The 21,803-nt window shown below is 58.8% G+C and carries 23 protein-coding genes; 10 read left to right on the top strand and 13 right to left on the bottom strand.

Translation table 11 applies throughout. The features are described 5' to 3' along the window. Positions 1-120 precede the first annotated feature (120 nt). From NLK58_RS18285 to NLK58_RS18295, 3 genes are all read right to left on the bottom strand, one after another. Positions 121-1,506: a PhoH family protein gene (locus NLK58_RS18285; RefSeq protein WP_205422231.1), complete on the bottom strand. Its 1,386-nt coding sequence runs from the start codon at positions 1,504-1,506 to the stop codon at positions 121-123. A 24-nt stretch (positions 1,507-1,530) separates the two neighbouring features. Further along, the gene (locus NLK58_RS18290; RefSeq protein ID WP_117619761.1) at positions 1,531-2,022 is read right to left on the bottom strand and encodes a CBS domain-containing protein; all 492 of its coding nucleotides are present in this window, start codon (positions 2,020-2,022) and stop codon (positions 1,531-1,533) included. 67 nt (positions 2,023-2,089) lie between these two features. Then, positions 2,090-2,827, bottom strand: a complete 738-nt coding sequence (locus NLK58_RS18295; protein ID WP_341581421.1) for an START domain-containing protein — start codon at positions 2,825-2,827, stop codon at positions 2,090-2,092. A 136-nt stretch (positions 2,828-2,963) separates the two neighbouring features. On the opposite strand from NLK58_RS18295, the gene NLK58_RS18300 reads away from it, so the two are divergent. Next, complete coding sequence (locus NLK58_RS18300) at positions 2,964-3,971, top strand: DUF2804 domain-containing protein (protein WP_117619763.1); 1,008 nt, start codon at positions 2,964-2,966, stop codon at positions 3,969-3,971. 35 nt (positions 3,972-4,006) lie between these two features. On the opposite strand, the gene minE is transcribed toward NLK58_RS18300, so the two are convergent. The 5 genes from minE to NLK58_RS18325 all read right to left on the bottom strand — a co-directional run bounded on the left by minE (position 4,007) and on the right by NLK58_RS18325 (position 6,580). After that, the gene (gene minE / locus NLK58_RS18305; RefSeq protein ID WP_117619764.1) at positions 4,007-4,261 is read right to left on the bottom strand and encodes a cell division topological specificity factor MinE; all 255 of its coding nucleotides are present in this window, start codon (positions 4,259-4,261) and stop codon (positions 4,007-4,009) included. 3 nt (positions 4,262-4,264) lie between these two features. Beyond that, complete coding sequence (gene minD / locus NLK58_RS18310; RefSeq protein ID WP_117619765.1) at positions 4,265-5,077, bottom strand: septum site-determining protein MinD; 813 nt, start codon at positions 5,075-5,077, stop codon at positions 4,265-4,267. 77 nt (positions 5,078-5,154) lie between these two features. After that, positions 5,155-5,916, bottom strand: a complete 762-nt coding sequence (gene minC / locus NLK58_RS18315; protein WP_117619766.1) for a septum site-determining protein MinC — start codon at positions 5,914-5,916, stop codon at positions 5,155-5,157. Next, positions 5,913-6,302, bottom strand: a complete 390-nt coding sequence (locus tag NLK58_RS18320; RefSeq protein ID WP_117619767.1) for a HopJ type III effector protein — start codon at positions 6,300-6,302, stop codon at positions 5,913-5,915. Before NLK58_RS18320 ends, minC begins: the two co-directional genes overlap by 4 nt. Further along, positions 6,302-6,580 (bottom strand): DUF1244 domain-containing protein, encoded by a 279-nt coding sequence (locus NLK58_RS18325; protein WP_117619768.1) that lies wholly within the window; start codon positions 6,578-6,580, stop codon positions 6,302-6,304. Before NLK58_RS18325 ends, NLK58_RS18320 begins: the two co-directional genes overlap by 1 nt. 113 nt (positions 6,581-6,693) lie before the next feature. On the opposite strand from NLK58_RS18325, the gene dinB reads away from it, so the two are divergent. Continuing rightward, positions 6,694-7,758, top strand: a complete 1,065-nt coding sequence (dinB, locus tag NLK58_RS18330) for a DNA polymerase IV (RefSeq protein ID WP_117620447.1) — start codon at positions 6,694-6,696, stop codon at positions 7,756-7,758. A gap of 3 nt (positions 7,759-7,761) precedes the next feature. Here the strand turns inward: dinB and NLK58_RS18335 are convergent, their stop codons facing one another. Both NLK58_RS18335 and NLK58_RS18340 read right to left on the bottom strand, forming a co-directional pair. Beyond that, a complete protein-coding gene (locus tag NLK58_RS18335) occupies positions 7,762-8,340 on the bottom strand; it encodes a phosphatase PAP2 family protein (protein ID WP_117619769.1) in 579 nt (192 codons plus the stop codon). After that, a complete protein-coding gene (locus tag NLK58_RS18340) occupies positions 8,306-9,514 on the bottom strand; it encodes a glycosyltransferase family 1 protein (protein ID WP_117620448.1) in 1,209 nt (402 codons plus the stop codon). The genes NLK58_RS18335 and NLK58_RS18340 overlap by 35 nt, the downstream gene beginning before the upstream one ends. A 126-nt stretch (positions 9,515-9,640) precedes the next feature. Here NLK58_RS18340 and NLK58_RS18345 point away from each other — a divergent pair, with 126 nt between their 5' ends. The 7 genes from NLK58_RS18345 to glpK all read left to right on the top strand — a co-directional run bounded on the left by NLK58_RS18345 (position 9,641) and on the right by glpK (position 18,464). After that, the gene (locus NLK58_RS18345) at positions 9,641-10,678 is read left to right on the top strand and encodes an NADP(H)-dependent aldo-keto reductase (protein ID WP_341581422.1); all 1,038 of its coding nucleotides are present in this window, start codon (positions 9,641-9,643) and stop codon (positions 10,676-10,678) included. A 226-nt stretch (positions 10,679-10,904) separates the two neighbouring features. Then, positions 10,905-11,228, top strand: coding sequence for a hypothetical protein (locus NLK58_RS18350; protein WP_117619771.1), 324 nt, complete (start codon positions 10,905-10,907; stop codon positions 11,226-11,228). Between the two features lie 171 nt (positions 11,229-11,399). Next, the gene (locus NLK58_RS18355; RefSeq protein WP_117619772.1) at positions 11,400-13,610 is read left to right on the top strand and encodes an acetyl-CoA hydrolase/transferase C-terminal domain-containing protein; all 2,211 of its coding nucleotides are present in this window, start codon (positions 11,400-11,402) and stop codon (positions 13,608-13,610) included. Continuing rightward, positions 13,610-14,080 carry a peptidylprolyl isomerase gene (locus NLK58_RS18360; protein WP_117619773.1) on the top strand — a complete coding sequence of 157 codons (471 nt, stop codon included), beginning with the start codon at positions 13,610-13,612 and terminating at the stop codon, positions 14,078-14,080. Before NLK58_RS18355 ends, NLK58_RS18360 begins: the two co-directional genes overlap by 1 nt. 277 nt (positions 14,081-14,357) lie before the next feature. Continuing rightward, a complete protein-coding gene (locus tag NLK58_RS18365; RefSeq protein ID WP_117619774.1) occupies positions 14,358-15,086 on the top strand; it encodes a response regulator in 729 nt (242 codons plus the stop codon). A 22-nt stretch (positions 15,087-15,108) separates the two neighbouring features. Beyond that, complete coding sequence (locus tag NLK58_RS18370; RefSeq protein ID WP_227539342.1) at positions 15,109-16,728, top strand: ATP-binding protein; 1,620 nt, start codon at positions 15,109-15,111, stop codon at positions 16,726-16,728. A gap of 254 nt (positions 16,729-16,982) precedes the next feature. After that, on the top strand, positions 16,983-18,464 hold the full coding sequence (gene glpK, locus NLK58_RS18375) for a glycerol kinase GlpK (protein ID WP_341581423.1): 1,482 nt from the start codon (positions 16,983-16,985) through the stop codon (positions 18,462-18,464). Between the two features lie 7 nt (positions 18,465-18,471). Here the strand turns inward: glpK and NLK58_RS18380 are convergent, their stop codons facing one another. Together NLK58_RS18380 and argF are read right to left on the bottom strand one after the other, a co-directional pair. Further along, on the bottom strand, positions 18,472-19,545 hold the full coding sequence (locus NLK58_RS18380; protein WP_117619776.1) for an ABC transporter ATP-binding protein: 1,074 nt from the start codon (positions 19,543-19,545) through the stop codon (positions 18,472-18,474). A gap of 4 nt (positions 19,546-19,549) precedes the next feature. Then, positions 19,550-20,464 (bottom strand): ornithine carbamoyltransferase, encoded by a 915-nt coding sequence (gene argF / locus NLK58_RS18385; protein WP_117619777.1) that lies wholly within the window; start codon positions 20,462-20,464, stop codon positions 19,550-19,552. Positions 20,465-20,702: 238 nt separating this feature from the next. On the opposite strand from argF, the gene grxD reads away from it, so the two are divergent. Further along, positions 20,703-21,029: a Grx4 family monothiol glutaredoxin gene (gene grxD / locus NLK58_RS18390; RefSeq protein ID WP_117620450.1), complete on the top strand. Its 327-nt coding sequence runs from the start codon at positions 20,703-20,705 to the stop codon at positions 21,027-21,029. 13 nt (positions 21,030-21,042) lie between these two features. Here grxD and NLK58_RS18395 read toward each other — a convergent pair whose 3' ends face one another. Beyond that, a complete protein-coding gene (locus NLK58_RS18395) occupies positions 21,043-21,798 on the bottom strand; it encodes a TonB family protein (RefSeq protein WP_117619778.1) in 756 nt (251 codons plus the stop codon). Positions 21,799-21,803 lie beyond the last annotated feature (5 nt).

The raw sequence follows: 21,803 nt of genomic DNA on the forward strand, positions 1-21,803 counted from the left end.
AACAGGGGGTCAGAACCACAGTTCTGACCCCTTTTTTATGAGTCGCTATCGGGTGGGACGCCGGCCGGCTGAACACGGGGTCAGAACTTTGGTTCTGACCCCTTTTTTCATAAACCCGGATCAGAGGTTGGATTCGGCAAATTCCGCCAGTACCGAACGGGGAACGCCCTGCAGGTGAATGTGGCCGCCGTGGCGGAAATCCTTGAAGCGTTCCGTCATGTAGGTGAGGCCAGAGCTCAGGGCGCTGAGGTAGGGTGTGTCGATCTGTGCCAGGTTGCCAAGGCAGATTACCTTTGAGCCGTTGCCGGCGCGGGTAATGATGGTCTTGATCTGGTGCGGCGTCAGGTTCTGGGATTCGTCGATGATGATCAGACTATGCTGGAAGCTCCGGCCGCGGATGTAGTTCATCGACTTGAAGTGCAGGGGCACCTTACTGAGGATGTAATCTACGCTGGCGGTCATGTTCTCGTCGTCTTCGTGCAGCGCTTCCAGATTGTCGACGATGGCGCCCAGCCAGGGCTCCATTTTCTCGGCCTCGGTGCCGGGCAGGAAGCCGATATCCTCGTCCAGCCCCTGGGTGGAGCGGGTGGCAATAATCCGTTTGTACAGTTTGCTGGCCACGGTCATCTCGATGCAGGCGGCCAGGGCCAGGATGGTTTTACCGGAACCGGCGGAGCCGGTGAGATTCACCAGATGGATATCGGGGTCCAGGAGCAGGTTCAGGGCCATGGCCTGGTAGATATCCCGAGGCACCAGACCCCAGACCTCCTCGTTCAGAAGATCGTGCTGATGCAGGTCCTTAATGATGACCTGGGTGTCCGTGAGGTCTACCACCTTGCCGACAAAGCCCAGTTCATCCACCACAAACTCGTTGATCTTCAGCTTGGCCAGTTCCCCTTCCCGCTTCAGGATATGTTCCGTCGTGCCTTCCCGCTGGACGGTTTCCACCTTTTCGATGGTGTCCCAGAACGAGTTGGGAAACTCCCGGTACCCTTTGGGCAGCAGGTCAATGTCGTCCAGAAGCTGGTCGTTGTGGTAGTCCTGGGCTTCGACCCCGAAACCCCGCGCCTTGAGGCGCATATTGATGTCCTTGGACACCAGGATGATGTCCCGGGATTTGTGCCGGTCCTGCAGTGCCGCCAGGGTATTGATGATCTTGTTGTCGTTGAGGTGCTCCGGGAGGGAGTGGTTGCCCGTGTGCTCTGTGCTCATCAGGATCGACAGGCTGCCCAGGGGCTCGGCCTTTTTGCCCCGCACGATGGGAACGCCTTTCTCGATCTCCTTCGGGCTGGCATCGCCCAGCAGTTTGTCGATGTTACGGATGGCCTGGCGGCAGTCGGCGGCCACGGCCTGTTTGCCGGATTTGAGGCTGTCGAGTTCTTCAAGGACCGTCATCGGGAGGATGACATCGTGTTCTTCAAAGTTCAGGAGGGCGTTCGGGTCGTGAATCAGGACGTTGGTGTCGAGGACGTACATCTTCCGGCGAGCTTGCGGTGCTCTGGGCATAGGTGGCGCTACCTCTCTGGTGGCTCAGTCGTTACGGGCGCAGCGTTGCGTGAGTTCCTCATCCGAGATCACTTTCAGCATATCGTAAGTGGTTATGATGCCGGTAATTTTCGCATCCCTGGTGACAAAGATCCGGTGCAGGTGTTCACGCATCATGATATTCGCAATGTCGCGCACCGGCGTCGTCTCGTCAACCGATAAAACGATAGGGGTCATGATATCCCGGACTTCCACCGGCACCTTGCCCATTTCTTCAAAGAGAACCATGCGCAGGCGCCGCGCTTCCTGATGCTCCTCGGGCGTCAGGTGCCGGTCAGCGTCGGAGCGCGTGGCATTCCAGCGGAACTCGGTGATGTCCTTCAGGGTGGCAATGCCCACGATCTCGCCATCGCCGTCCGTCACGGGGCTGCCGGTTATTTCGTTGTCGGTGAGAAAGCGGGCAAGCCGGTCCATGGTCCAGGATTGCGGAACGGCTTTGATGCTGGGTGTCATTATCTCAAAAGCGAGAACGGTCATTGAACGGGGCCTGCCTTGTGAAGTCCTTTCCCAAAGCTTAGCGTGTGATGCCTGTTGCGTCATCCCTTCAGGGCTCTGACCGGCTCACTCCGGCAAGCTTGCCGTTTTCGTCGTAGACCAGCCGATAGCTCTGGTACCTATCCAGGTTGGCGACCCGCTCCAGTTCCTCCATGGACCGCAGGGGGATATCCACCAGCAGAGCATTCACCAGCCAGCCGGGCAGCGAACCGTTGGGGTCGGTATGCTGAACCCAGACCATCCGGGTCTTGTCGCCCTCCGGAGTAAACCGGTACAGGGTGTCAGAGCGGTCAACCCTGACCCGGCTGCTGCTCTCCGCGCGCTGGTTCGGGGTGGCGTTCAGATCCATGACAATTTCACCGGAGGTCTCATCACCCCGGGTCCGGATGCGCAGCACATAGTCCCGGTCGGTGACGGGCCAGGGCATATCATTTACTGAATAGGCATACCGGTCGTGGAAGTCGCCCTTGCCAAAGCCATAGGATTCGGTGCAGTTGTGAACCCACTCAACGCAGGAGCCGGGGTTGATCATCACCGCCATCAGGTTTTCGATAGGGGCATCAAGTACGCCAACGGCCTTGAAGGCCTTGAAGCTGGAGTCTGGCTGATCAATGGTATAGATACGGATGTGGTCTGCTTCCTTGCGTAGCGTCCATGCCTCGTCATCCTCGGCCGGCAGTTCTGCCCGGGCAGTGGCGGCCGCCAGGGCCGATACCAGTAATGCACAGACAAGCCCGCTGATGACAGAGGCCCAGCCCGTAATGCGATGGGCTCTGGTCTTTCTCATAAGGTACACTTCCTTGACGATGGTGGGCCGAGTCTAGCATGAGGTTCCGACCGGCACGGCGACGGAAACAGTGGATTGTGAACCAGGTAACTACCTGTCGGTCACGTCCTACACATTGGCCTGATCTGGCGCGACTATGACAATAAAAAAACTGATCAATGGTAAGGGGCAGGTTGTTCCCGGTGTTCTGGATGAGCCGGTAGACGAGATCAACTACCTGGATTACGACCTGCGCACGGTGATGGACCGTCCCCGATCCCGCCTGGCCCGGCGCTGGCGGTTTAACCAGTTCCAGTTTGTCAGCGCGATGGGTCCCGGGTGGGTGTTTGGCCTGGCGGTGGTGGATCTGAGGCTGCTTGGAAACGGCTTTTTCTATCTCTACGACTTCGAGACCGGCCAGATGATGGAGCAGACGTTTCTGCAGCCCCTGGCCCGTGAAACCCGCATCGAGCCCTTTCCTGAGCATGGTATGGCCTCTTTTGGCAAGGGCGACGTTGCCATGCGTATTCTCCCGTTTGCGGGAGGTCGCAATGTTTCGGTGTCTGCCCCCGGGGGAATCCGCATCGAACTGACCCTGAAGGAGGACCAGGACCCTCTCCGTCTGGTTTGCCCGGCGGGCTACAACGGCTGGGTGTTTACCCGCAAATCCGCAGGTTTACCGGTGGAGGGGGAAGTGCGCTGGGATCACAGGATCTGGCGTTGTGATAGGGATACCCGGGGGTCGATTGACTGGAGCTGCGGTTTTATGCGCCGGGAAACCGCCTGGAACTGGGCTTGCCTGGCCGGCCGTTTACAGGATGGCCGGTCCGTTGGTCTGAATCTGGCCGCTGGCGTGAATGAAACCGGTATGACAGAAAATGCGCTCTGGCTGGATGGCAAGTGCCACAAACTGGGCGCCGCGCAATTCCGTTTCGACCGTTACCAGCCGGGCAGTGACTGGCGCGTGGCCACGGAGGATGGCAGTGTAGATCTGCACTTCGCTCCGGCCGGTGTGCGTAAGGAGAAGCTGAATGCCCTGGTGCTGGCATCCAACTTTCGCCAGTACGTTGGCACGTTTAATGGAACGGTGACCGATGAGGCGGGCACCCGAATTCCCGTGAGGGGCTTACGGGGACTGATGGAGGATCATTTTGCCCGGTGGTAGGAAAAACCTGCCCTGTGCAGGGCAGGTGTTCGGGGTTATCGTTCGGGAAGTGTGACGTTCAGCTCCAGGACTGAACAGCTTTCATTGCGGTCGACTTCTACCTGCACCATGTCGTCACTGATCTGAACATACTTGCGGATGACCGCGAGCAGTTCCTGTTGCAGTTGGGGCAGGTAGTCCGGCTGGTCACGCTGGCCGCGTTCATGGGCGACGATGATCTGGAGCCGTTCTTTGGCCACACTGGCCGTGTTATTGCTTTTTTTGCCTTTGAAGTAATCCAGGAAACTCATCCCTTAGCCTCCCTTGAACATCCGTGAGAAGAAACCCTTTTTCTGGGCGGTCATGAAACGGTGCTCCCGGTCCTCACCCAGCAGGCGTGCTACCGCATCTTCATAGGCCTGGCCCGCGTCGCTGTCCTCTTCCAGAATAACCGGCACGCCCTGGTTGGACGCGTTCAGTACAATCTGGCTCTCCGGGATAACACCCAGTAGCGGGATGGCGAGAATTTCCTCGACATCGGCCACCGACAGCATCTCGCCCCTTTCTACCCGGGAGGGGTTGTAGCGGGTGAGCAGCAGGTGTTCTTTCACCGGGTCCTGACTCATTTCGGCCCGTCGGGATTTGCTCTGCAGAATGCCCAGAATGCGATCCGAATCCCGGACTGAAGACACTTCCGGGTTGGTGACCACCACGGCCTCGTCGGCATAGTACAGGGCCATCATGGCGCCGTGCTCGATGCCGGCCGGAGAATCACAGACGATGTAGTCAAACGTCTCGGACAGCTCGTTAATGATTTTTTCGACGCCTTCCTTGGTCAGGGCTTCTTTTTCCCGGGTCTGGGACGCCGGGAGGATATATAGCGTGTTGACCCGTTTATCCCGGATCAGTGCCTGATTGAGGGACGCCTCGCCCTGAATGACGTTGACAAAATCGTACACGACGCGGCGCTCGCAGTTCATGATCAGGTCAAGGTTGCGCAGGCCCACGTCGAAATCAATAACGACGGTTTTGTGGCCTCGTCTGGCAAGGCCGGTGCTGATTGAGGCGCTGGTGGTGGTTTTGCCAACGCCGCCCTTTCCTGAGGTAACGACAATGATTCTAGCCAAGGTTCTGTTCCTGTTTCGCGGTGGATTCGTCGTGTCTGCCGAATTATCCGGTCAAGTTATTGTATTCAGCTCCAATATCAGGCCTTGTCCAGTGGCGTCACCACCAGCAGGTCGTCCCTGAGCTGGATCTGCACAGCGCTTTTCCAGCCATTGTCCTGGAGATCTTCAGAGATTTTATAGTGTCCCGCAATGGACACAAGCTCTGCCTCCAGGGATTGACAGAATATCCGCGCGGACTCCGCCCCGTGGATGCCTGCCAGTGCCCGGCCCCTCAAGGGGCCGTAGACATGAATATTGCCTGCCGCAAGCACTTCGGCCCCGGCCTGGACCGGCGCCAGAATCACCAGGTCGCCTTCCGGGGCGTGGATTTGCTGGCCGGAGCGAACGGGCTGGCTGATGATGCGGGCAGGGGGCGGATCACCAGCGCCGGCCGAAGGCGCCTGAGCAGCCGCTGTCTCCGCTTCCGGAGCGGCGGGCTGATCGGTTTCGTGGCTCCGGTCCCGCTGGCCGCTGCCGGGCAGGAGTGCCAGGGCCGCTCCACGGGCCAGGCGGCGCTGGTCTTCATTACCGCCCCGGACGCCGATGACGTGGATGTGGTTGCGCCGGCAGGTGCCAATAATCTTGAAGAAGTCGAGTTCACTGTCCAGCCCCTGGTACTTTTCCAGGCTGATGATCAGCGGAATATCCTTGAAGAACCCGGGTGCCTGGCTGATCTTGTCCCGCAGGACCTCTTCGAACTCGCCGTCGTCAAAGTAGTAGAGCTCCAGGGCTGTCATGGACACGCTGGCGCTTTTTAGCTGAAAACCCTGTTTTACCCCGGAGGTGGCGGTATCGCTCATGAAGGAGTCTCTTCCCTGGTCATGTTATCGGTTGGGTTCGGGCGCTGCCGAAGTGGCACGCCTTCGAATCGGATGCCGGACCATCCGGTGCTGATAAACTGGCGGATGTTGCCGTGGCCCTCGCCGGCCGGGTCGTCCAGAACCTGTTGATAGTGCTGGGCAAACAGTTTGAGTGTGTCAACTTCACTCAGGTTGCAGTACTGGCCAAGGGCAAAGATCCGGCAGGAGCCGGCGTTTTCGCCTTCCGCGTTGACCAGAGGGCCGTTCCGGAACCCACAGGGCTGATACTCAAAGTGCTGTTCAATCAGGGCCAGGGAATCTTCGAAGTTGGCATGGCCAGCGTCCAGGGATGCCAGATGGATCCTCACGGCATCTTTTATGGTCATTATTTGTGTTCCTGCTTGGGGCCTTTTTGGTAGAGGGCTTTCCAGTCCTCGTAGGGCATGCCATAGATTTCTTCCCGGGCTTGCGGATCGGAAATCTCGAACCCCCGCTCATCCGCCTCCGCCCGATACCACTTGGACAGGCAGTTTCGACAGAAACCCGCCAGGTTCATCATGTCGATATTCTGCACACCGGTGTTCTCACGCAGGTGGCTGACCAGTCGGCGAAAGGCGGCTGCTTCAATTTCGGTGCGTTCTGCTTCAGGAATCGGGTTGCTCATGGTGGCCTCGCAATGGTTGGTGCGTCGGTTGATAGGGTTCCTGACATTCTCTGCATGTTAGCTTAAGATACAAGGCTGTATAAATGTACAGAAAGTCGACGCGAGCCCTGATTATGCCACAACGCAAGATCATCCATGTGGATTGTGACTGCTTCTATGCGGCGGTGGAGATGCGGGACGATCCCAGCCTCCGGGATGTGCCGCTGGCAGTAGGTGGCGATGGGGGCCGGGGCGTGGTGACCACCTGCAACTACAGGGCACGTGCCTTCGGGGTTCGCTCGGCGATGCCGGGTAGCGAGGCGCGGCGGCTTTGCCCTGGGCTGGTGACGGTGCCGCCGGATATGGGCCGGTACCGGGCGGTATCACAGCAGGTGATGGCTATCCTGCGGGAGCTGACGGACCTGGTGGAGCCGCTGTCGCTGGATGAAGCGTTCCTCGATGTCTCCGATGTATCCGATTACAAGGGCAGCGCCACACTGATGGCCCGCCATCTTCGGGAGCGGGTTTTCCGGGACGTCGGTATCACCATTTCCGCCGGCGTCGCCCCCAACAAGTTTCTTGCCAAGATTGCCAGTGACTGGGAAAAGCCCGACGGACTGTTTGTTATCCGCCCGGACGATGTCGAGGGCTTCGTGCAGGGGCTGCCGGTTGAGAAGCTGTTCGGGGTGGGGCAGGTAACTGCCTCGAAACTGCACGCGCTCGGTATTCAGACCTGCGGTGATATGCAGGCACTCGGGGCGGATGTGTTAATCGAGCGGTTCGGTAAACAGGGTTACCGTCTCCATGAAATGGCCCATGGCCGGGATGAGCGGGCAGTGGTGGTGTCGCGGATTGCCAAGTCGGTCAGCGTGGAGCGAACCTTTTCCCAGGATTTGCCGGATATGGCGGCCTGCGAGACTGTTATGGCCTCTCTGGTAGCCGACCTCAATCTGCGGCTATCCCGCAAGGCGCGTCGGAAACCGATCCACAAACTCTTCATCAAGATCCGCTACAGTGATTTCTCAACCCACACTCTGGAGCGGGTCCGGGAGCAGGTCCGGGAGCCCGCCCTGGAAGATTACCTGCCGCTGCTTGCGGAGCTGGTCACCAATCGGGAAAGGCCGGTGCGGCTGCTGGGGCTGGGCGTGCGTTTTCGCAATGATGACGCCCCTGTTACGCAGTTGCGCCTGTTCGACTAGCGCTCAGGCAGATCCTGTGAAAAGCCTGGCGAAGTCCGGGTACAGCCAGATCATCGCAGCATAACCCATCAGGCCGCCAATGAGCGCGCCTGCGGCGACGTCGCTGGGGTAGTGTAGCCCGAGAACCACCCGAGAGGCGGCAACGCTGACGGTAAATGGAAGAACCAGAAGCGCGAGCGCCGGTTCGGCCACGGTCAGCATAACCTGAAAGCAGGCGGCGTGGAGGGTGTGGCCGGAGGGGAAGCTGTAGCGGTCCAGTGGTGGTGTGCCGCAGTTGATGGCCGGAAAGGAGATAAAGGGGCGTTCCCGAATAAGCCAGCGCTTCAACAGCTTGTAGCTGATAGTGCAGCTGAGCCCGGTCAGCGCCATGAGCAGGGCCAGGCCGAGTCCGGATTCCGGATGGATAAAGGGGAAGGACAGAATCAGGGTGTACCAGAACCAGCCGTCCCCGAGCCGGCTGACCAGGCGGAAGTAGCCCAGGGCTGCCGGGAAATGAACGACACGGTTGATGGACTGGCAGAAAGCGACTTCCCGCTGGTCTGCCAGTTCAAAGAAGCGAGACGCTTTGCTTGTTAATGGCATGATATCCGGCCTTTGCGGTTTGGTTGAAAACCAGTTGTTCAAACTGTTCGATCTGCGAATTCCAGCTCTGGTCCAGGGCATCCAGTCGGGCCTGGGCCCGGACCCGGTTCAGCAGTGTCGGTTGGTCGGCCAGGCGGAGCGCGCTGTCAACATAGGCTTCGTCCTGATCCAGGGGCACCTTCATGCCGTTTTCTTCGTGCCGGATATGCTCGGCCGCCGCGGCATCATCGAAAGCAACCACGCCAAGGCCACTGGCCATGGCTTCGAGAACAACGTTGCCGAAGGTGTCGGTCTTGCTCGGGAACAGGAACAGGTCTCCGGAGGCAAAATGCCGGGCGAGGTCATCACCGCGTCGGGCGCCGCAAAAAACGTAATCCGGATGGCGCTCGGCCAGTTGCCGCCGCAGGGGGCCGTCCCCCACCAATACAAATTTTACCTGGGGGTGAAGCCCCCGGATGCGCTCGAAACAGGCAACCGCCATACGAAGGTTTTTCTCCGGTGCCAGCCGGCCCACATAAAGGATGGCCCGGTCGTTGGCCTGCACCCCCCAGGACTCTCGCAGGGCATTGTCCCGCCTGTGAGGGGTGAAACGATGACAGTCAACTCCCCGGCTCCACAGCCCCGTTGCCGGAATGCCCATGGCACCGGTTTTCTGCTGCATTCTCCGGGTTGGCACCAGGGTGATGGCGGTGCGGTTGTGGAACCACCGACCATAAAGGCAAAGCAACCGCTCAAGCACGCCGACACCGTAGTAACGGCTGTAACTATGGAAGTTGGTATGGAAGCCGGAGCTTACCGGAACGCCCAGCTGCCGTGCCGCAGATGTGGCGGCCACACCCAGCGGGCCCTGGGTTGCCACATAAACGGCGTCGGGGCGGTCAGCCGTCCAGAGCCTTTTCAGCCGGCTGCCGCGCACGAGTCCGAAGCGCAGGTCCGCATAACCGGGCAGGGGAAATCCGGTAACCACATGTTCGCGGGTAAACAGCGCCTCGCCAGCGCCGGCGGAATGGCCGTTGCGCTCATGCTGCTGTCGCGGCCGTATAACGGTTACCCGGTGTCCACGCTGCATCAGCCCCTGGCATAAATGTCTGAGCGTATTTGCCACACCATTGATTTCCGGCGGAAAGGTCTCCGAAACAATGGTAATGTGTTGTTGGCGCCGGCTGGCCTTCATGGTCTCGGTCACGGTGTTTCCTGTGCTTCCTCGGGCATGCCTCTACTATGAAAACCTGGCATGACAGTGATGCGACACTCCCGTGACATTCCCTTTACCTGTTAAACGCACCGACCCGGAGACGATATGCAAACACGAAAGCTTGGAAAAACAGATATCGACGTTACCCTGATCTGTCTGGGCACCATGACCTGGGGCGAGCAGAACACCGAGCAGGAGGCATTCGAACAGCTGGATTACGCCGTGGCCGAAGGCATTAATTTCATTGATGCGGCGGAGATGTATCCGGTGCCCCCCAGGGCCGGGACCCAGGGGCTTACCGAGACCTATCTGGGAAACTGGCTGGCCAGAAGAGGCAGGCGCGATGATCTGGTGATTGCGTCCAAGGTGGCAGGGCCCGGCAATGGCCTGACCTACCTCCGTAATGGTCCGCGCCTGACCCGTAACCACATCATTGAAGCCTGCGACGCCAGCCTGAAGCGTCTGCAAACGGATTACATTGATCTGTACCAGGTGCACTGGCCGGACCGCAGCACCAACTTCTTTGGCAGGCTCGGTTATGAGCACAACCCTGATGAGCAATTCACACCAATCGAAGAGACTCTTGAGGCGCTGGATGAGCTGGTGAAGGCGGGCAAGATCCGGCATGTCGGCCTTTCCAATGAGACGCCCTGGGGCACCATGGAATACCTGCGCCTGGCCCGAGAGCGAGGGTGGCCCAGGGTGGCCAGCATCCAGAATCCCTACAACCTTCTGAACCGTTCGTTTGAGGTTGGTATGGCCGAAATTGCCCACCGGGAACAGGCAGGTTTGCTGGCCTATTCGCCGCTGGCGTTTGGCATGTTGTCCGGCAAGTATCTGGGGGGCAAGTGGCCGGAAAAAGCGCGGATGACCCTGTATGAGCGATTCAGCCGGTACACCAGTGACCGTGGTATGGAAGCCACCCGGGCCTATGTCGAGCTTGCGCGGCAGCACGGGCTGTCGCCGGTTCAGATGGCGCTCGCATACGTTAGCAGCCGCAGTTTCGTCACCAGTAACATCATTGGTGCGACGTCCATGGAGCAGCTGCGTGAGAACATTGGTTCCACCCGGATCACCCTGAGCTCCGAGCTGCAGGAGGCGATTGAGGCGATTCACCAGGAATTCACCTACCCCTGCCCCTGAGGTTCTTCTGTCAGACGGGCTGCAGCCCTGTTCACCCGCCAGGCCGGGCGGGGTTGCAGTTACAGTCTGAAATGTTGGGGATTATTTTTTGACGAAAATGCGCTGATCCGGTGACAAAAAGACGGCGTGTTTGTGTGCAAATTCACATCTTTCTGGCGCTGAATCATTAGACTTTAGCCATAGGTATCCGTAGACTCCCGTTTCGGAAAAGGTCTCAGTCAGTGTCATGATTATTCGCATCTTTGTCGCATTACTCGCTCTCAATCTCGTCGCTTTCGTGGTTCGCGCCGAAGCTTCCGGGCGTGTGTTTGAAGGAGTCGAAAACGCGCCGACGACCGAAGAAATTTACGAGCTGCAGGAGCGGATGTCCGGCAATTTTGATAACGACAGCTCCGAGGCTTTCGCCGAAATCGGTTCACGGCTGCTGAGCCTCACACTGACCCGTTCCAGGAATACCGGTAAGCAGTATGCCTCCGATCCGGCCCAGGCGGATCATGGCATTACTCTGTTGAACGAGGGCGCCCGCCTGAACCTGAAGTGGAACTTCTGATAATTCCCCTTTCTTCCTGCTGAGCCTGTTTCGGTTGGCTCGTCCGGTCTGGTCCCATCTCTGCCGTTGTTGCATGCAAATCCCCGAATCATGACCTGGCGCATTGTGTATGCCTGGAGCTCGTGTGATTATCCCCGTTGACATCCTGACTAGCCCCTAAGGAGCTTGGTAATGGCAGTGGATAAAGTGCGGGTTTCGAACGATGTGAATGCCAGTGTTGATGAAGTGATTCGCCGGGTTGGCAAGAATATTACGCTGGGATTGCCTCTGGGGCTTGGAAAGCCGGTCCGGTTTGTTAATGCGCTCTACCAGCGGGCCAAGGATGACCCGGAAATCCGGTTGCATATTGTCACGGCGCTGTCGCTGCTGGCGCCCAAAGGCGGTTCATCACTGGAGCAGCGCTTCATGGGCCCGTTTGTCGAGCGCCTGTATGGAGGTATACCGGAACTGGCCTATGCCCGGGACGTATCGTCAAATCGCCTGCCACAGAACGTCCAGGTCTCGGAGTTCTTCTTCAAGGCCGGAAGTTACCTCAATAACCGCTCCCAGCAGCGCCATTACGTTTGCACCAACTACACGCATGCCGTCCGAGACCTGATGGCGGTGGGGGTCAATGTAGTTGCACAGATGGTGGCTCCGGGCGAGGCTCACGGCCAACCCGGGCAGGTCAGTCTGAGTTCTAATCCGGACCTGACACTGGACCTGATCCCTCTGCTTCGGGAGCGGGAAGCCGCGGGCACACCGGTTGCCGTGGTGGCTGAGATGAACCAGAACCTGCCCTGGTTCGGGCACCATGCCGCCATTGAGGCAGACAAATTTGATGTTGTGCTTGACCAGCCGTCCAGCGACTATCCGCTTTTCTCCGCACCGCCGATGTCTGTCAGTCCGGAAGATCATTTGATTGGCTTTTATGCCAGCGCTCTGCTGAAGGACGGAGGCACCCTCCAGGTTGGCATTGGGTCACTGGGTGCCGCCCTGGTCCACAGCGCCATACTCCGGCACGGTCACAACGATGCCTGGCGGAAAGTGTTTGATCACCTCCGGGTTGATCAGCGCTTCCCGGTGGTCAGCGAGGAGGGCGGAACCGGGCCTTTCGAGCAGGGGCTTTATGGCTGTAGTGAGATGATGGTCGATGGCTTTTTGTACCTGATGCAGGAAGGCATCCTCACCCGTGAAGTTTATGATCACGCCGGCCTCCAGTCGCTGATCAACCGTGGCGACATTACCGGCGAGGTGTCCCTGGCCACGCTGGATGTGCTGCGCCGGGAGAAGCTGATCGACAGTCCGCTGCGGGCCCGGGATGTGCACTGGCTGGTCCGGCACGGGATTTTCAGGGAGACCGTGGAATTCAAGGGTGGGCGGCTGCGTGCTGGCGATCAGTCCGTTGAGGGCGATCTGGACAACCCGGAAGCCCGGGAAGCCATTGAAACGCTGATCCTCGGCGACCGCCTCACGGGGGGCATTGCCATGCACGGTGGCTTCTACGTCGGCCCCGAGAGGTTCTACCAGTGTCTCAGAGAGCTGACCGACGAGCAGCGTGAGAAGGTCTGCATGACCAGCGTGAACTTCATCAACCACCTCTACGATCACCGGTTTGGCGACCAGAAACTGAAAGCGGCGCAACGGGTCCATGGCCGCTTCATTAATTCGGCGATGATGTACACCCTCAACGGCGCCGGGGTTTCGGACGGTCTGGACGACGGCCGGGTTGTCAGTGGCGTGGGTGGCCAGTACAACTTCGTTGCCATGGCCCATGAATTGCCCGGTGCCCGATCCATCCTGACGTTGCGCAGCACGCGCTCATCCCATGGCAAGGTGCTCTCCAATATCGTGTTCAACTATGGTCACTGCACCATCCCCCGCCATCTGCGGGATATTGTGATCACCGAATACGGTATTGCCGACCTGAGGGGGCAGTCGGACGAGCAGGTGTTCCTGCGGCTGATCCGTATTGCCGATTCACGATTCCAGCAGGAGCTTCTGAATAAAGCCCAGAAGGCTGGCAAGGTGGACGCTGCCTTCAAATTGCCTTCGGACTGGTGCAACAACACCCCGGAAAGCATCCGTCGCGCGGTGTTGGTGACCGGCGACAGTGGCCTTTTCCCTCCGTTCCCGTTTGGCAGGGATTTTACCGATGAAGAACTGGCGTTGGGGAAAGCCCTTAAGGGGTTGAAGGCCGCAACCGCCACTCGCCGTGGTAAACTGGCGACTCTGTTGCAGGCCCTCCGGGCCCGGGACGACGAAGGCCGTTATCGGGCCCTGCTTGAGCGCATGGGTCTGTCGGCCCCTTCGGGGTTGCGGGACAAGCTCGACCAGCGCCTGGTTATTCATGGCCTGCAGCAGCTCGAGTCACCACCGGATACAGGAAACCCGAAAACCTGATGACAGCTTCACAAGCAAGACCCGACGTTTTTACCGTTCACTATGTACTGAAGAACAAGATCGGCGAGCTGGTTGATACTTCTGAGGGCAGCGAGCCTTTGCATTTTGTCTACGGCAGCCCCGGGATTATTGAGGGTATCCAGCAGGCCGTGAAGGACCGCAACGTGGGCGACTGCCTTGAGGTGACAGTGCCGCCCGCGATGGCCTATGGCGAACATAAGCCGGAGCTGGTGCGCAAGGTGCCACGCTCACTGTTTGAAGGCATTGAAAACCTGCAGGTTGGCATGAAGTTTCAGACCAACACCGGGGACGAAGCGCAAATCGTGCAGGTAGTTGGTATCGATGGCAATCTGGTCAGGGTTGATGCCAACCACCCGCTGGCGGGCTTTACCCTGTACTTTGATCTGGAGATTGTCGGCCGCCGTGAAGCGACGGAAGACGAGGTAGCTCAGGGCCACCCGCTGTTCTGACGGGCGAATAAAACACCCCATGACCCGGGTCTCTTTTGTTTCCATTTCCCGACAAGCCTATGAAGCCGGTGTGGCACATCGGTGACCAGCAGGTGATGTGTCTGTGACATCGCAGGGCAAACTGACTTCGCCGGAGCTGTGTCACGGGCTGTAACGAAACAGCGGTTCCATGTATATTTCTGAATAGCATGTATAATTGCTGTTACAGCAGGTTGCCTGTATTGTCAGGTACACAGAATGACCTGAAACCGGAATAACAAAACCAGAGACGGATGGCGTGGAACAGACAAACGAAAGTTGGCGAATTCTGATTGTCGAGGACGACGAGCGGTTGGCTGAGTTAACCCGTGAGTATCTTGAAAGCAACGGGTTGACCGTCTCCCTGGAAACTCACGGTGGTCCCGCGGTGGAGCGGATCCGCAACGAGCAGCCCGACCTGGTGGTGCTGGATCTGATGTTGCCGGGGGAAGATGGCCTGTCCATCTGTCGCCGGGTGCGTCCATTCTATTCCGGCCCTATCATCATGCTGACAGCCCGCACGGATGATCTGGATCAGGTTCTTGGTCTGGAGATGGGCGCGGACGATTACATTGGCAAGCCGGTCAAACCCAGGGTTTTGCTCGCCCGTATCCGCGCCATGCTGAGACGGGTAACCGAGGCGGGGCAGGGTTCAGCTGATGAATCGAGCGGCGAAGAGCCGGTGCGCCTTCAGTTCAATGACCTGGTTGTCGATCGCTCCATGCGTGAAGCCTGGTTGAACGACGAGAGTATCGATCTGACCAGCGCCGAATTTGACCTGCTCTGGCTGCTGGCCAGTAATGCGGGCCGGGTACTGAGTCGGGAAGAAATCTTTACGGCGCTGCGCGGTATTGAGTACGACGGCCAGGATCGCTCCATTGATGTTCGGGTGTCGCGGATTCGCCCCAAAATCGGTGATGATCCTATCCATCCACGGCGCATCAAGACCGTTCGCAGTAAAGGCTACCTGTTCGTAAAGGAAGCCTGACGATTCAGTCGCTGGAACCGGCGTGCAAACGGCCTGCACACCGGTGTTCCATGCCAGGGTTGGTATCATGCCCCTGAAGTTCTTCCTCAAGCTCTATGCCCGCCTTGCCGGCCTCACTGCGCTGGTTGTTCTTTTGTGTGCTCTTCTGTTTGCCGGTATCAATTCGGTCCGCTCCCAGTTCTGGCATGAGCGCTTTCCTGAACCTGTGATACGGTGGCTGGCAGCCGCGCCTGCGCCGGCGCAGCAATATCATTGGCTGAGATCGACGGTTGATTTCCGTGTGGGTGCCGCCTCCGAATTTGTCCTTTCCCAGGTGGCCCTCGAGAGGCTGGGTTACGGCCAGGTGGTCGGAATTGAGAGTGGTGCCGGGTACCGGGTACTCATCGCGGGTCTGTCCGGACAGGTTTTGCAACTGCGCCTGACCAATCCTTACCACGATGTGGCTGAAACCACCGGGCTGATCTTCCGGTGGCATCTTGGTTCAGCGCCGCCCGAGAATCGTCCCGATGTTGCTGCCCAAATGGCACGGGCCCTCAATGTCGAGGTTCGTCCTTTGGATGACTCAGCCCTGCTGCCGGGTTCGGATGTTCTGGGCCAGGTTGCCGACCGTGGCCTGGCCGTCTACACAGAGGGCTCTGATGGCTCTGGCAGAGTCATTATTCAACTCTCGGACGGTGAGCTGTTCCGGATTGATATGCCGGCTCCCTTCAGCGCCTGGTCCTGGCCCGTTGTTCTCCTGCTGGTTATGGTGCTGGGTGGCGTGCTTGCGGTGGCCCTGTTCCTGGCGCTCCGGGAAGTGGATAACAATCTCAGAACCGTCGAGTCGGTGGCTGTTCGCATAGCCCGCGGCGAAATGGGGGCAAGGGTTCAGGCGGGCGAAGGGACCCTGGTTTCCCGGTTGGCAGCTTCCTTTAACGGCATGGCCGAACATATCCAGCGGCTGGTGCAGGTGCAGCGGGAAATGATTCACGCGGTGTCCCACGAATTGCGCACCCCGGTGGCCCGGATCCGGTTTGGTGTACAGATGATCGAGGATTGTCAGGATCAGGCCTCGCTCCAGAAACAGCTGGACGGTATTGACGGCGATATACAGGAACTGGACGAACTGATCGACGAGATTCTCACCTACGCCAGGCTGGAGCAGGGCGGCCCGGTTTTCTCCCTTCAGGAAACCTCGGTAACCGACATCGTCCGCCAGGTGGTTGCGGAGCAGCAACTGGTGCGATCGGAGCTGAGTATTCAAGACAATATTGATGAGATGTCCGAACGCTGGGCACTGTCGGATGTCGAGCCTCGTTACCTGCACCGGGCTATTCAGAATCTGGTTGGTAACGCTGGTCGCTATGCGGCTGGCAAGGTCGTCGTAAACTGTCATTTTGACGAGGATAACTGCCGGATTGACGTGGAGGATGATGGCCCCGGAATTCCGGAGGAGGACTGGGAAAAAGTGTTTACGGCCTTTGCCCGGCTGGACGACAGCCGCACCCGTACTTCCGGCGGCTACGGTCTCGGTTTGTCCATCGTCCGGCGGATTCTGTATTGGCATGGCGGCCAGGCTTTCGTCAGCAGAAGCGACACCCTCGGCGGCGCGAAGTTCAGCCTGGTCTGGCCCAGAAAGAAAGCACTGGATTCGATTGTGTGAACCAGCCCTCACTGACTCACCTGATGTAACAAAGCTGCTACACAAGCGCTACTGAAGTTTCCTGCTTCGGCGTCAATAATTGAAAACGTAAGGGATGACTTTTGAGGTTGTAGTTCTTACGAACTTCCTTGTTTCATTCGTCATTTGAGGGCTGGTTTTCCGGCCCTTTTTTTGTTGTCCGCCAAATTCCGGATTGTTCACTCTTTCCCGGGGCCTCTGCTGTTAGAATCGGAAAAAACAACAGGAGGCCGTCCATGACCCGTTATCTGCTCGCCATTGATCAGGGCACCACCAGCTCCCGCGCGATCGTTTTCGACCAGACGGGCAACAGCGTTGCTACTGCTCAACAGGAGTTCCACCAGTATTTCCCAAAGGACGGCTGGGTTGAGCATGATGCCCTGGAAATCTGGGACAGTACTCTGGCAGTGTGCCGCGGTGCCCTGGGGAAGGCCGGCATTGAGGCCGGCGACCTGGCAGGCATTGGCATCACCAATCAGCGTGAGACCACGGTGATCTGGGAGCGGGCCACCGGCACGCCCATACACCATGCCATTGTCTGGCAGGATCGTCGCACTGCCTCCTGGTGTACCAAGCTCAAGTCTGACGGCCACGAAGACAGCGTCACCGAGAGGACGGGGCTGCTTATCGATCCCTATTTCTCGGCCACGAAGATCGCCTGGATACTGGACAATGTGAAGGGTGCCCGTGAGCGGGCAGAATCCGGTGAGCTGGCATTCGGCACGGTGGACAGCTGGTTGCTCTGGAATCTGACTGGCGGCAAGTCACATTGCACCGATGCCACCAATGCCTCGCGCACAGCGCTTTTCAATATTCACGAGCAGGGCTGGGACGACGAACTTCTGGCCCTGTTCCGTGTGCCCCGCGCCCTGTTACCGGACGTGCTGGACAGTGCCGCGGATTATGGCACTTCGGAATCACATTGGCTGGGAAGCCCGGTCATGATTGCAGGCATTGCCGGCGATCAACACGCCGCTCTGGTGGGGCAGGCCTGTTTCAAGCCGGGCATGGCCAAGAGTACCTACGGCACCGGATGCTTTCTGATGCTCAATACCGGGGACCAGGCCGTTCGTTCCGAGAACCGTTTGCTAACGACCATGGCCTATCGCCTCAACGGGAAGCCCTGCTACGCCGTGGAGGGCAGCATTTTCGTCGCCGGTGCGGCCATGCAATGGCTGAGGGACGGGCTGAAGCTGATTGCCCACGCCAATGAGTCCTCGGCCCACGCGGAGGCGGTGGGTGTCGATAATCCGGTGTATCTTGTCCCGGCGTTTACTGGTCTGGGTGCGCCGCACTGGGATCCTCATGCCCGCGGGGCGATCATGGGGCTGACCCGGGACACGGGGATTGGCGAGATAGTCACGGCGGGCCTGCAATCGGTGTGTTACCAGACCAAAGACCTGGTGCGCGCTATCCAGAATGATGGTGCCCGGCTTGAGTCCCTGCGGGTGGATGGCGGCATGGTGGTGAATGACTGGGTGATGCAGTTCCTGGCGGATATCCTGAATGTCACCGTTGACCGGCCAAGGGTTACGGAAACAACGGCGCTCGGGGCCGCCTACCTCGCCGGCCTGCAGACAGGTGTGTTCGAGAGTCTCGAGCAGATATCCGGGCTTTGGGCCTGTGAGCGCCAGTTCCACCCCGGCATGCGGCCAGCCCTGCGTGAATCCCTCTATGCCGGCTGGATTGATGCCGTGGAACGGGTCTGTAACAACTGAGCATGGTTCAGCCGGTGCGCTCAAAAGCGATCAGGTGATCCGCCTCCACGCGCACCGGCACATGCTCGCCCAGATGAAAGTCCAGATGGCTTCGGAACAGGGCCTCGAACTCAGTGTCTTCGGAACAGCGGAAGCGGTAAAGCGTTGAGGTGCCTGCGAAGGTTTTCTCGATAACCTTCGGTCGAAGATCCGAGTCCGGATCGTGGACAATGTCATCCGGTCGGATCAGTACGTCTACAAGGGTTCCCGAGGACCACCTGTAGGCCCGGTTGCCGTGAATGATGCCCAGTTCCGATTCAATGGTATCTGGCCCCAGGGCCTTGCCGGGGATGAATCCGCCCTGGCCGACGAAGCTGGCCACAAAGCGGTTTGCCGGCTCATGATAGAGATTGTACGGCACGTCCCACTGCTGGATCATGCCGTCCCGCAGCACCGCCACCTGATCGCACATGGCGAAGGCTTCCTGTTGATCGTGGGTCACCAGGATGGCACTGATCCCCAGGGTTTTGAGAATTTCGCGAACATCCAGGCTCAGGCGCCGGCGCAAGTCCGCATCCAGATTGGAAAACGGCTCGTCCAGCAGGATCAGGGTCGGCTCGGGTGCCAGTGCCCGGGCCAGGGCAACCCGTTGCTGCTGGCCGCCGGAAAGTTCATGGGGGTAGCTATCGGCCAGGTCCTGGAGGTGAACGACATTGAGCAGCTCCATGACCTTCTGCCGCTTTTCCGCCTTGCCCAGATTGCGCAGGCCAAAGCCAACGTTATCGGCGATTGTCAGGTGCGGAAACAGGGCGTAGTCCTGAAACACCATGCCGATCCGACGTTTCTCGGGCGGCAGGGTGCGACCGGGCAGGCTTATGGCCTGAGACTGGAGGCAGATTTCACCACCGGTCAATGGCAGGAAGCCGGCCAGGGCCCGCAGGATGGTACTTTTACCGCAGCCGCTGGGGCCCAGAAGGCAGCCGATGTCGCCGTGGCTCAAGGCGAAGCTGACATCCTTGACCACGGAATCCCCGCCGTAGCCACAAGACAGGTTGTTGACCTCAAGCAGCCAGTCTGCAGGAGATTGCGCGGTCGTGCTCATGGGGTCAGTCCAGGTGGTTCAGAATGAGAAACTCAAGCAGGGCTTTCTGGGCGTGCAGGCGGTTTTCAGCCTCGTCCCACACGACCGAAGCGGGATGTTCCATCATGTCTGCGGAAATCTCTTCGCCCCGGTGTGCCGGCAGGCAGTGCATGAACAAGGCGTCTTTATTCGCCACGGCCAGGAGCTCCGGATTGATCTGGTAGCCACTGAACGCCTTCTCGCGGGCTTTCTGTTCGTCTTCCTGACCCATGGATGCCCAGACATCCGTTACCAACAGGTTGGCATTGCGCGCTGCTTCTGCCGGTTCGCGAAACAGGGTTACGCGATCGCTGTGTGCCCTGATCAGGGATTCGGCGGGCTCGTAGCCTTCGGGGCAGGCAACATTCAGGTGGAAATCAAACCGGGCCGCCGCGTTGATGTAGGAGTGGCACATGTTGTTGCCATCGCCGATCCAGGCCACGGTGGCGCCGCGAATGCTGCCACGGTGTTCCCGATAGGTCTGCATATCGGCCAGCAGCTGGCAGGGGTGGAACTCATCCGTCAGGGCATTGATAACCGGAACCCGGGAAGCAGCGGCAAAACGCTCGACCGTGCCATGGGCAAAGGTGCGTATCATCACCGCATCCACCATGCTCGAAATAACGATGGCAGAGTCTTCAATGGGTTCGCCCCGGCCTAGCTGGGTGTCCCGTGGCGACAGGAACATCGCGGAGCCACCGAGCTGGGCCATGCCGGCTTCAAAGGAAACCCGGGTCCGCGTTGATGACTTCTCGAAGATCATTGCAAGCACACGATTTTTAAGGGAGTCGCGAACCTTGCCCTGCCGCCATTCATTGCGCAGTGCAGTGGCATGATCAACCAGGTTTTCCAGTTCACTGGTTGTCATGTCATTCAGTGTCAGAAAATGTCTTGCCGCCATGAAATGGCCCTTATCTCAACGAATCCCGCGGCGGGCGGGATTGCCTGAACGTTGCCTGAAAAAACGGGGCATCAAGTCTAGCCCTTCAGGGCAGCTATGACAACGCTGCAACCGGGCGGGAACCCATGGCCTTGTCTGAGGTCATATCACGGTGTTTGGTGAGCGGTTGCGCACCCGTGTACAATAGCGGCAATCAAATTGCCGTGTGGCAAGACTGTTCCAACAGAGGTGAATGTTCATGGATATCAATGAAACCATCAAGAGCCAGCTCGACGAAAACCCGGTCATCCTATACATGAAGGGCAGCCCCCAGGCGCCCCAGTGTGGTTTTTCCGCTAAAACCGTGCAGGCTCTGATGGCCTGTGGCGAGCGTTTTGCCTTCGTGAATATCCTGGACAATCAGGAGCTCCGTGAGGCCCTCAAGGTATACTCCAACTGGCCGACCTATCCACAGCTCTACATCAATGGCGAGCTCGTTGGCGGTTGTGACATCATTCTCGAAATGTCCGAGAGCGGTGAATTGGCCAAGATGGTCAAAGAGGCTGCGAAGCAGGCAGAAGCCTGACAGCGGTCTTGAGTCAGAGCCGTTTCGGGGTGAACACCAGTTCAACCTCGAAACGATTCTGGCTGTTTTCCCCCTCGGGTGGCCTGGGGTAGGGGCTTGCCGCCAGGGCAGCCCGGTAGGCGGCCTCATCGATACCCTCAATTCCCGTCGATTTCAGTACTCTTGCCCGGGTCAGGGCACCATTACCAAGCAGTTGTAACTCCACTTCCATTGCCACAGTCCGGGACAGTTCCCTCATTGCCGGAACCCTGGCTTGTTCAAGCTCGCGCGCCAGATGTGTCGCCAGGATTACCACGTATGGATCCTGCTCGACCGGGGATTTGGTAATGCGGGTTACCGTTGCCTCGGTGGCTTGCACTTCTGGCTGCGCAATCTCCCCGGCGCGGGCGCTGTTACTGGCTGTTGATTTGCGGGTATTCTCCGGTGTTTCGGGCTTTAGTGCAGGCGGCTCGGAGGCACTCTGTCTGGGGGCATCCGAAGGGGCGGGCTTTTGCCGGGTTATTATCGGTTCGACAGGCTCCGCCGTAAAACGTGGAATGGGAGGTATTGGCCGGCTGGTTGCATCGGATTGCGGGCCGGGTCGGGAAGTCTCATCAGTACCCGGAGGAATCAGTTCAAATTTCAGGCTTTCGCGATGGGCTTCCTGTTGCTCTCTGACCGGCGAAGGAATACCAGAGAGCAACAGGGTATGAATCAGTAGCGCCAGGGATAGTGCAAGGGCGATCCGGTATCTTGCCGGAAGGGTACGGGCACTGCCTTCTTCGACCATTAATG

Source organism: Marinobacter metalliresistant (genome assembly GCF_038098645.1).
Classification (GTDB): Bacteria; Pseudomonadota; Gammaproteobacteria; order Pseudomonadales; family Oleiphilaceae; genus Marinobacter; species Marinobacter metalliresistant.

Bases quoted from the DNA above. Each gene is read 5' to 3' on its own strand.
- NLK58_RS18285 (WP_205422231.1), bottom strand. From the start codon at position 1,506: ATGCCCAGAGCACCGCAAGCTCGCCGGAAGATGTACGTCCTCGACACC.
- NLK58_RS18290 (WP_117619761.1), bottom strand. From the start codon at position 2,022: ATGACCGTTCTCGCTTTTGAGATAATGACACCCAGCATCAAAGCCGTT.
- NLK58_RS18295 (WP_341581421.1), bottom strand. From the start codon at position 2,827: ATGAGAAAGACCAGAGCCCATCGCATTACGGGCTGGGCCTCTGTCATC.
- NLK58_RS18300 (WP_117619763.1), top strand. From the start codon at position 2,964: ATGACAATAAAAAAACTGATCAATGGTAAGGGGCAGGTTGTTCCCGGT.
- minE (WP_117619764.1), bottom strand. From the start codon at position 4,261: ATGAGTTTCCTGGATTACTTCAAAGGCAAAAAAAGCAATAACACGGCC.
- minC (WP_117619766.1), bottom strand. From the start codon at position 5,916: ATGAGCGATACCGCCACCTCCGGGGTAAAACAGGGTTTTCAGCTAAAA.
- NLK58_RS18320 (WP_117619767.1), bottom strand. From the start codon at position 6,302: ATGACCATAAAAGATGCCGTGAGGATCCATCTGGCATCCCTGGACGCT.
- NLK58_RS18325 (WP_117619768.1), bottom strand. From the start codon at position 6,580: ATGAGCAACCCGATTCCTGAAGCAGAACGCACCGAAATTGAAGCAGCC.
- dinB (WP_117620447.1), top strand. From the start codon at position 6,694: ATGCCACAACGCAAGATCATCCATGTGGATTGTGACTGCTTCTATGCG.
- NLK58_RS18335 (WP_117619769.1), bottom strand. From the start codon at position 8,340: ATGCCATTAACAAGCAAAGCGTCTCGCTTCTTTGAACTGGCAGACCAG.
- NLK58_RS18340 (WP_117620448.1), bottom strand. From the start codon at position 9,514: ATGAAGGCCAGCCGGCGCCAACAACACATTACCATTGTTTCGGAGACC.
- NLK58_RS18345 (WP_341581422.1), top strand. From the start codon at position 9,641: ATGCAAACACGAAAGCTTGGAAAAACAGATATCGACGTTACCCTGATC.
- NLK58_RS18350 (WP_117619771.1), top strand. From the start codon at position 10,905: ATGATTATTCGCATCTTTGTCGCATTACTCGCTCTCAATCTCGTCGCT.
- NLK58_RS18355 (WP_117619772.1), top strand. From the start codon at position 11,400: ATGGCAGTGGATAAAGTGCGGGTTTCGAACGATGTGAATGCCAGTGTT.
- NLK58_RS18360 (WP_117619773.1), top strand. From the start codon at position 13,610: ATGACAGCTTCACAAGCAAGACCCGACGTTTTTACCGTTCACTATGTA.
- glpK (WP_341581423.1), top strand. From the start codon at position 16,983: ATGACCCGTTATCTGCTCGCCATTGATCAGGGCACCACCAGCTCCCGC.
- NLK58_RS18380 (WP_117619776.1), bottom strand. From the start codon at position 19,545: ATGAGCACGACCGCGCAATCTCCTGCAGACTGGCTGCTTGAGGTCAAC.
- argF (WP_117619777.1), bottom strand. From the start codon at position 20,464: ATGGCGGCAAGACATTTTCTGACACTGAATGACATGACAACCAGTGAA.
- grxD (WP_117620450.1), top strand. From the start codon at position 20,703: ATGGATATCAATGAAACCATCAAGAGCCAGCTCGACGAAAACCCGGTC.
- NLK58_RS18395 (WP_117619778.1), bottom strand. From the start codon at position 21,798: ATGGTCGAAGAAGGCAGTGCCCGTACCCTTCCGGCAAGATACCGGATC.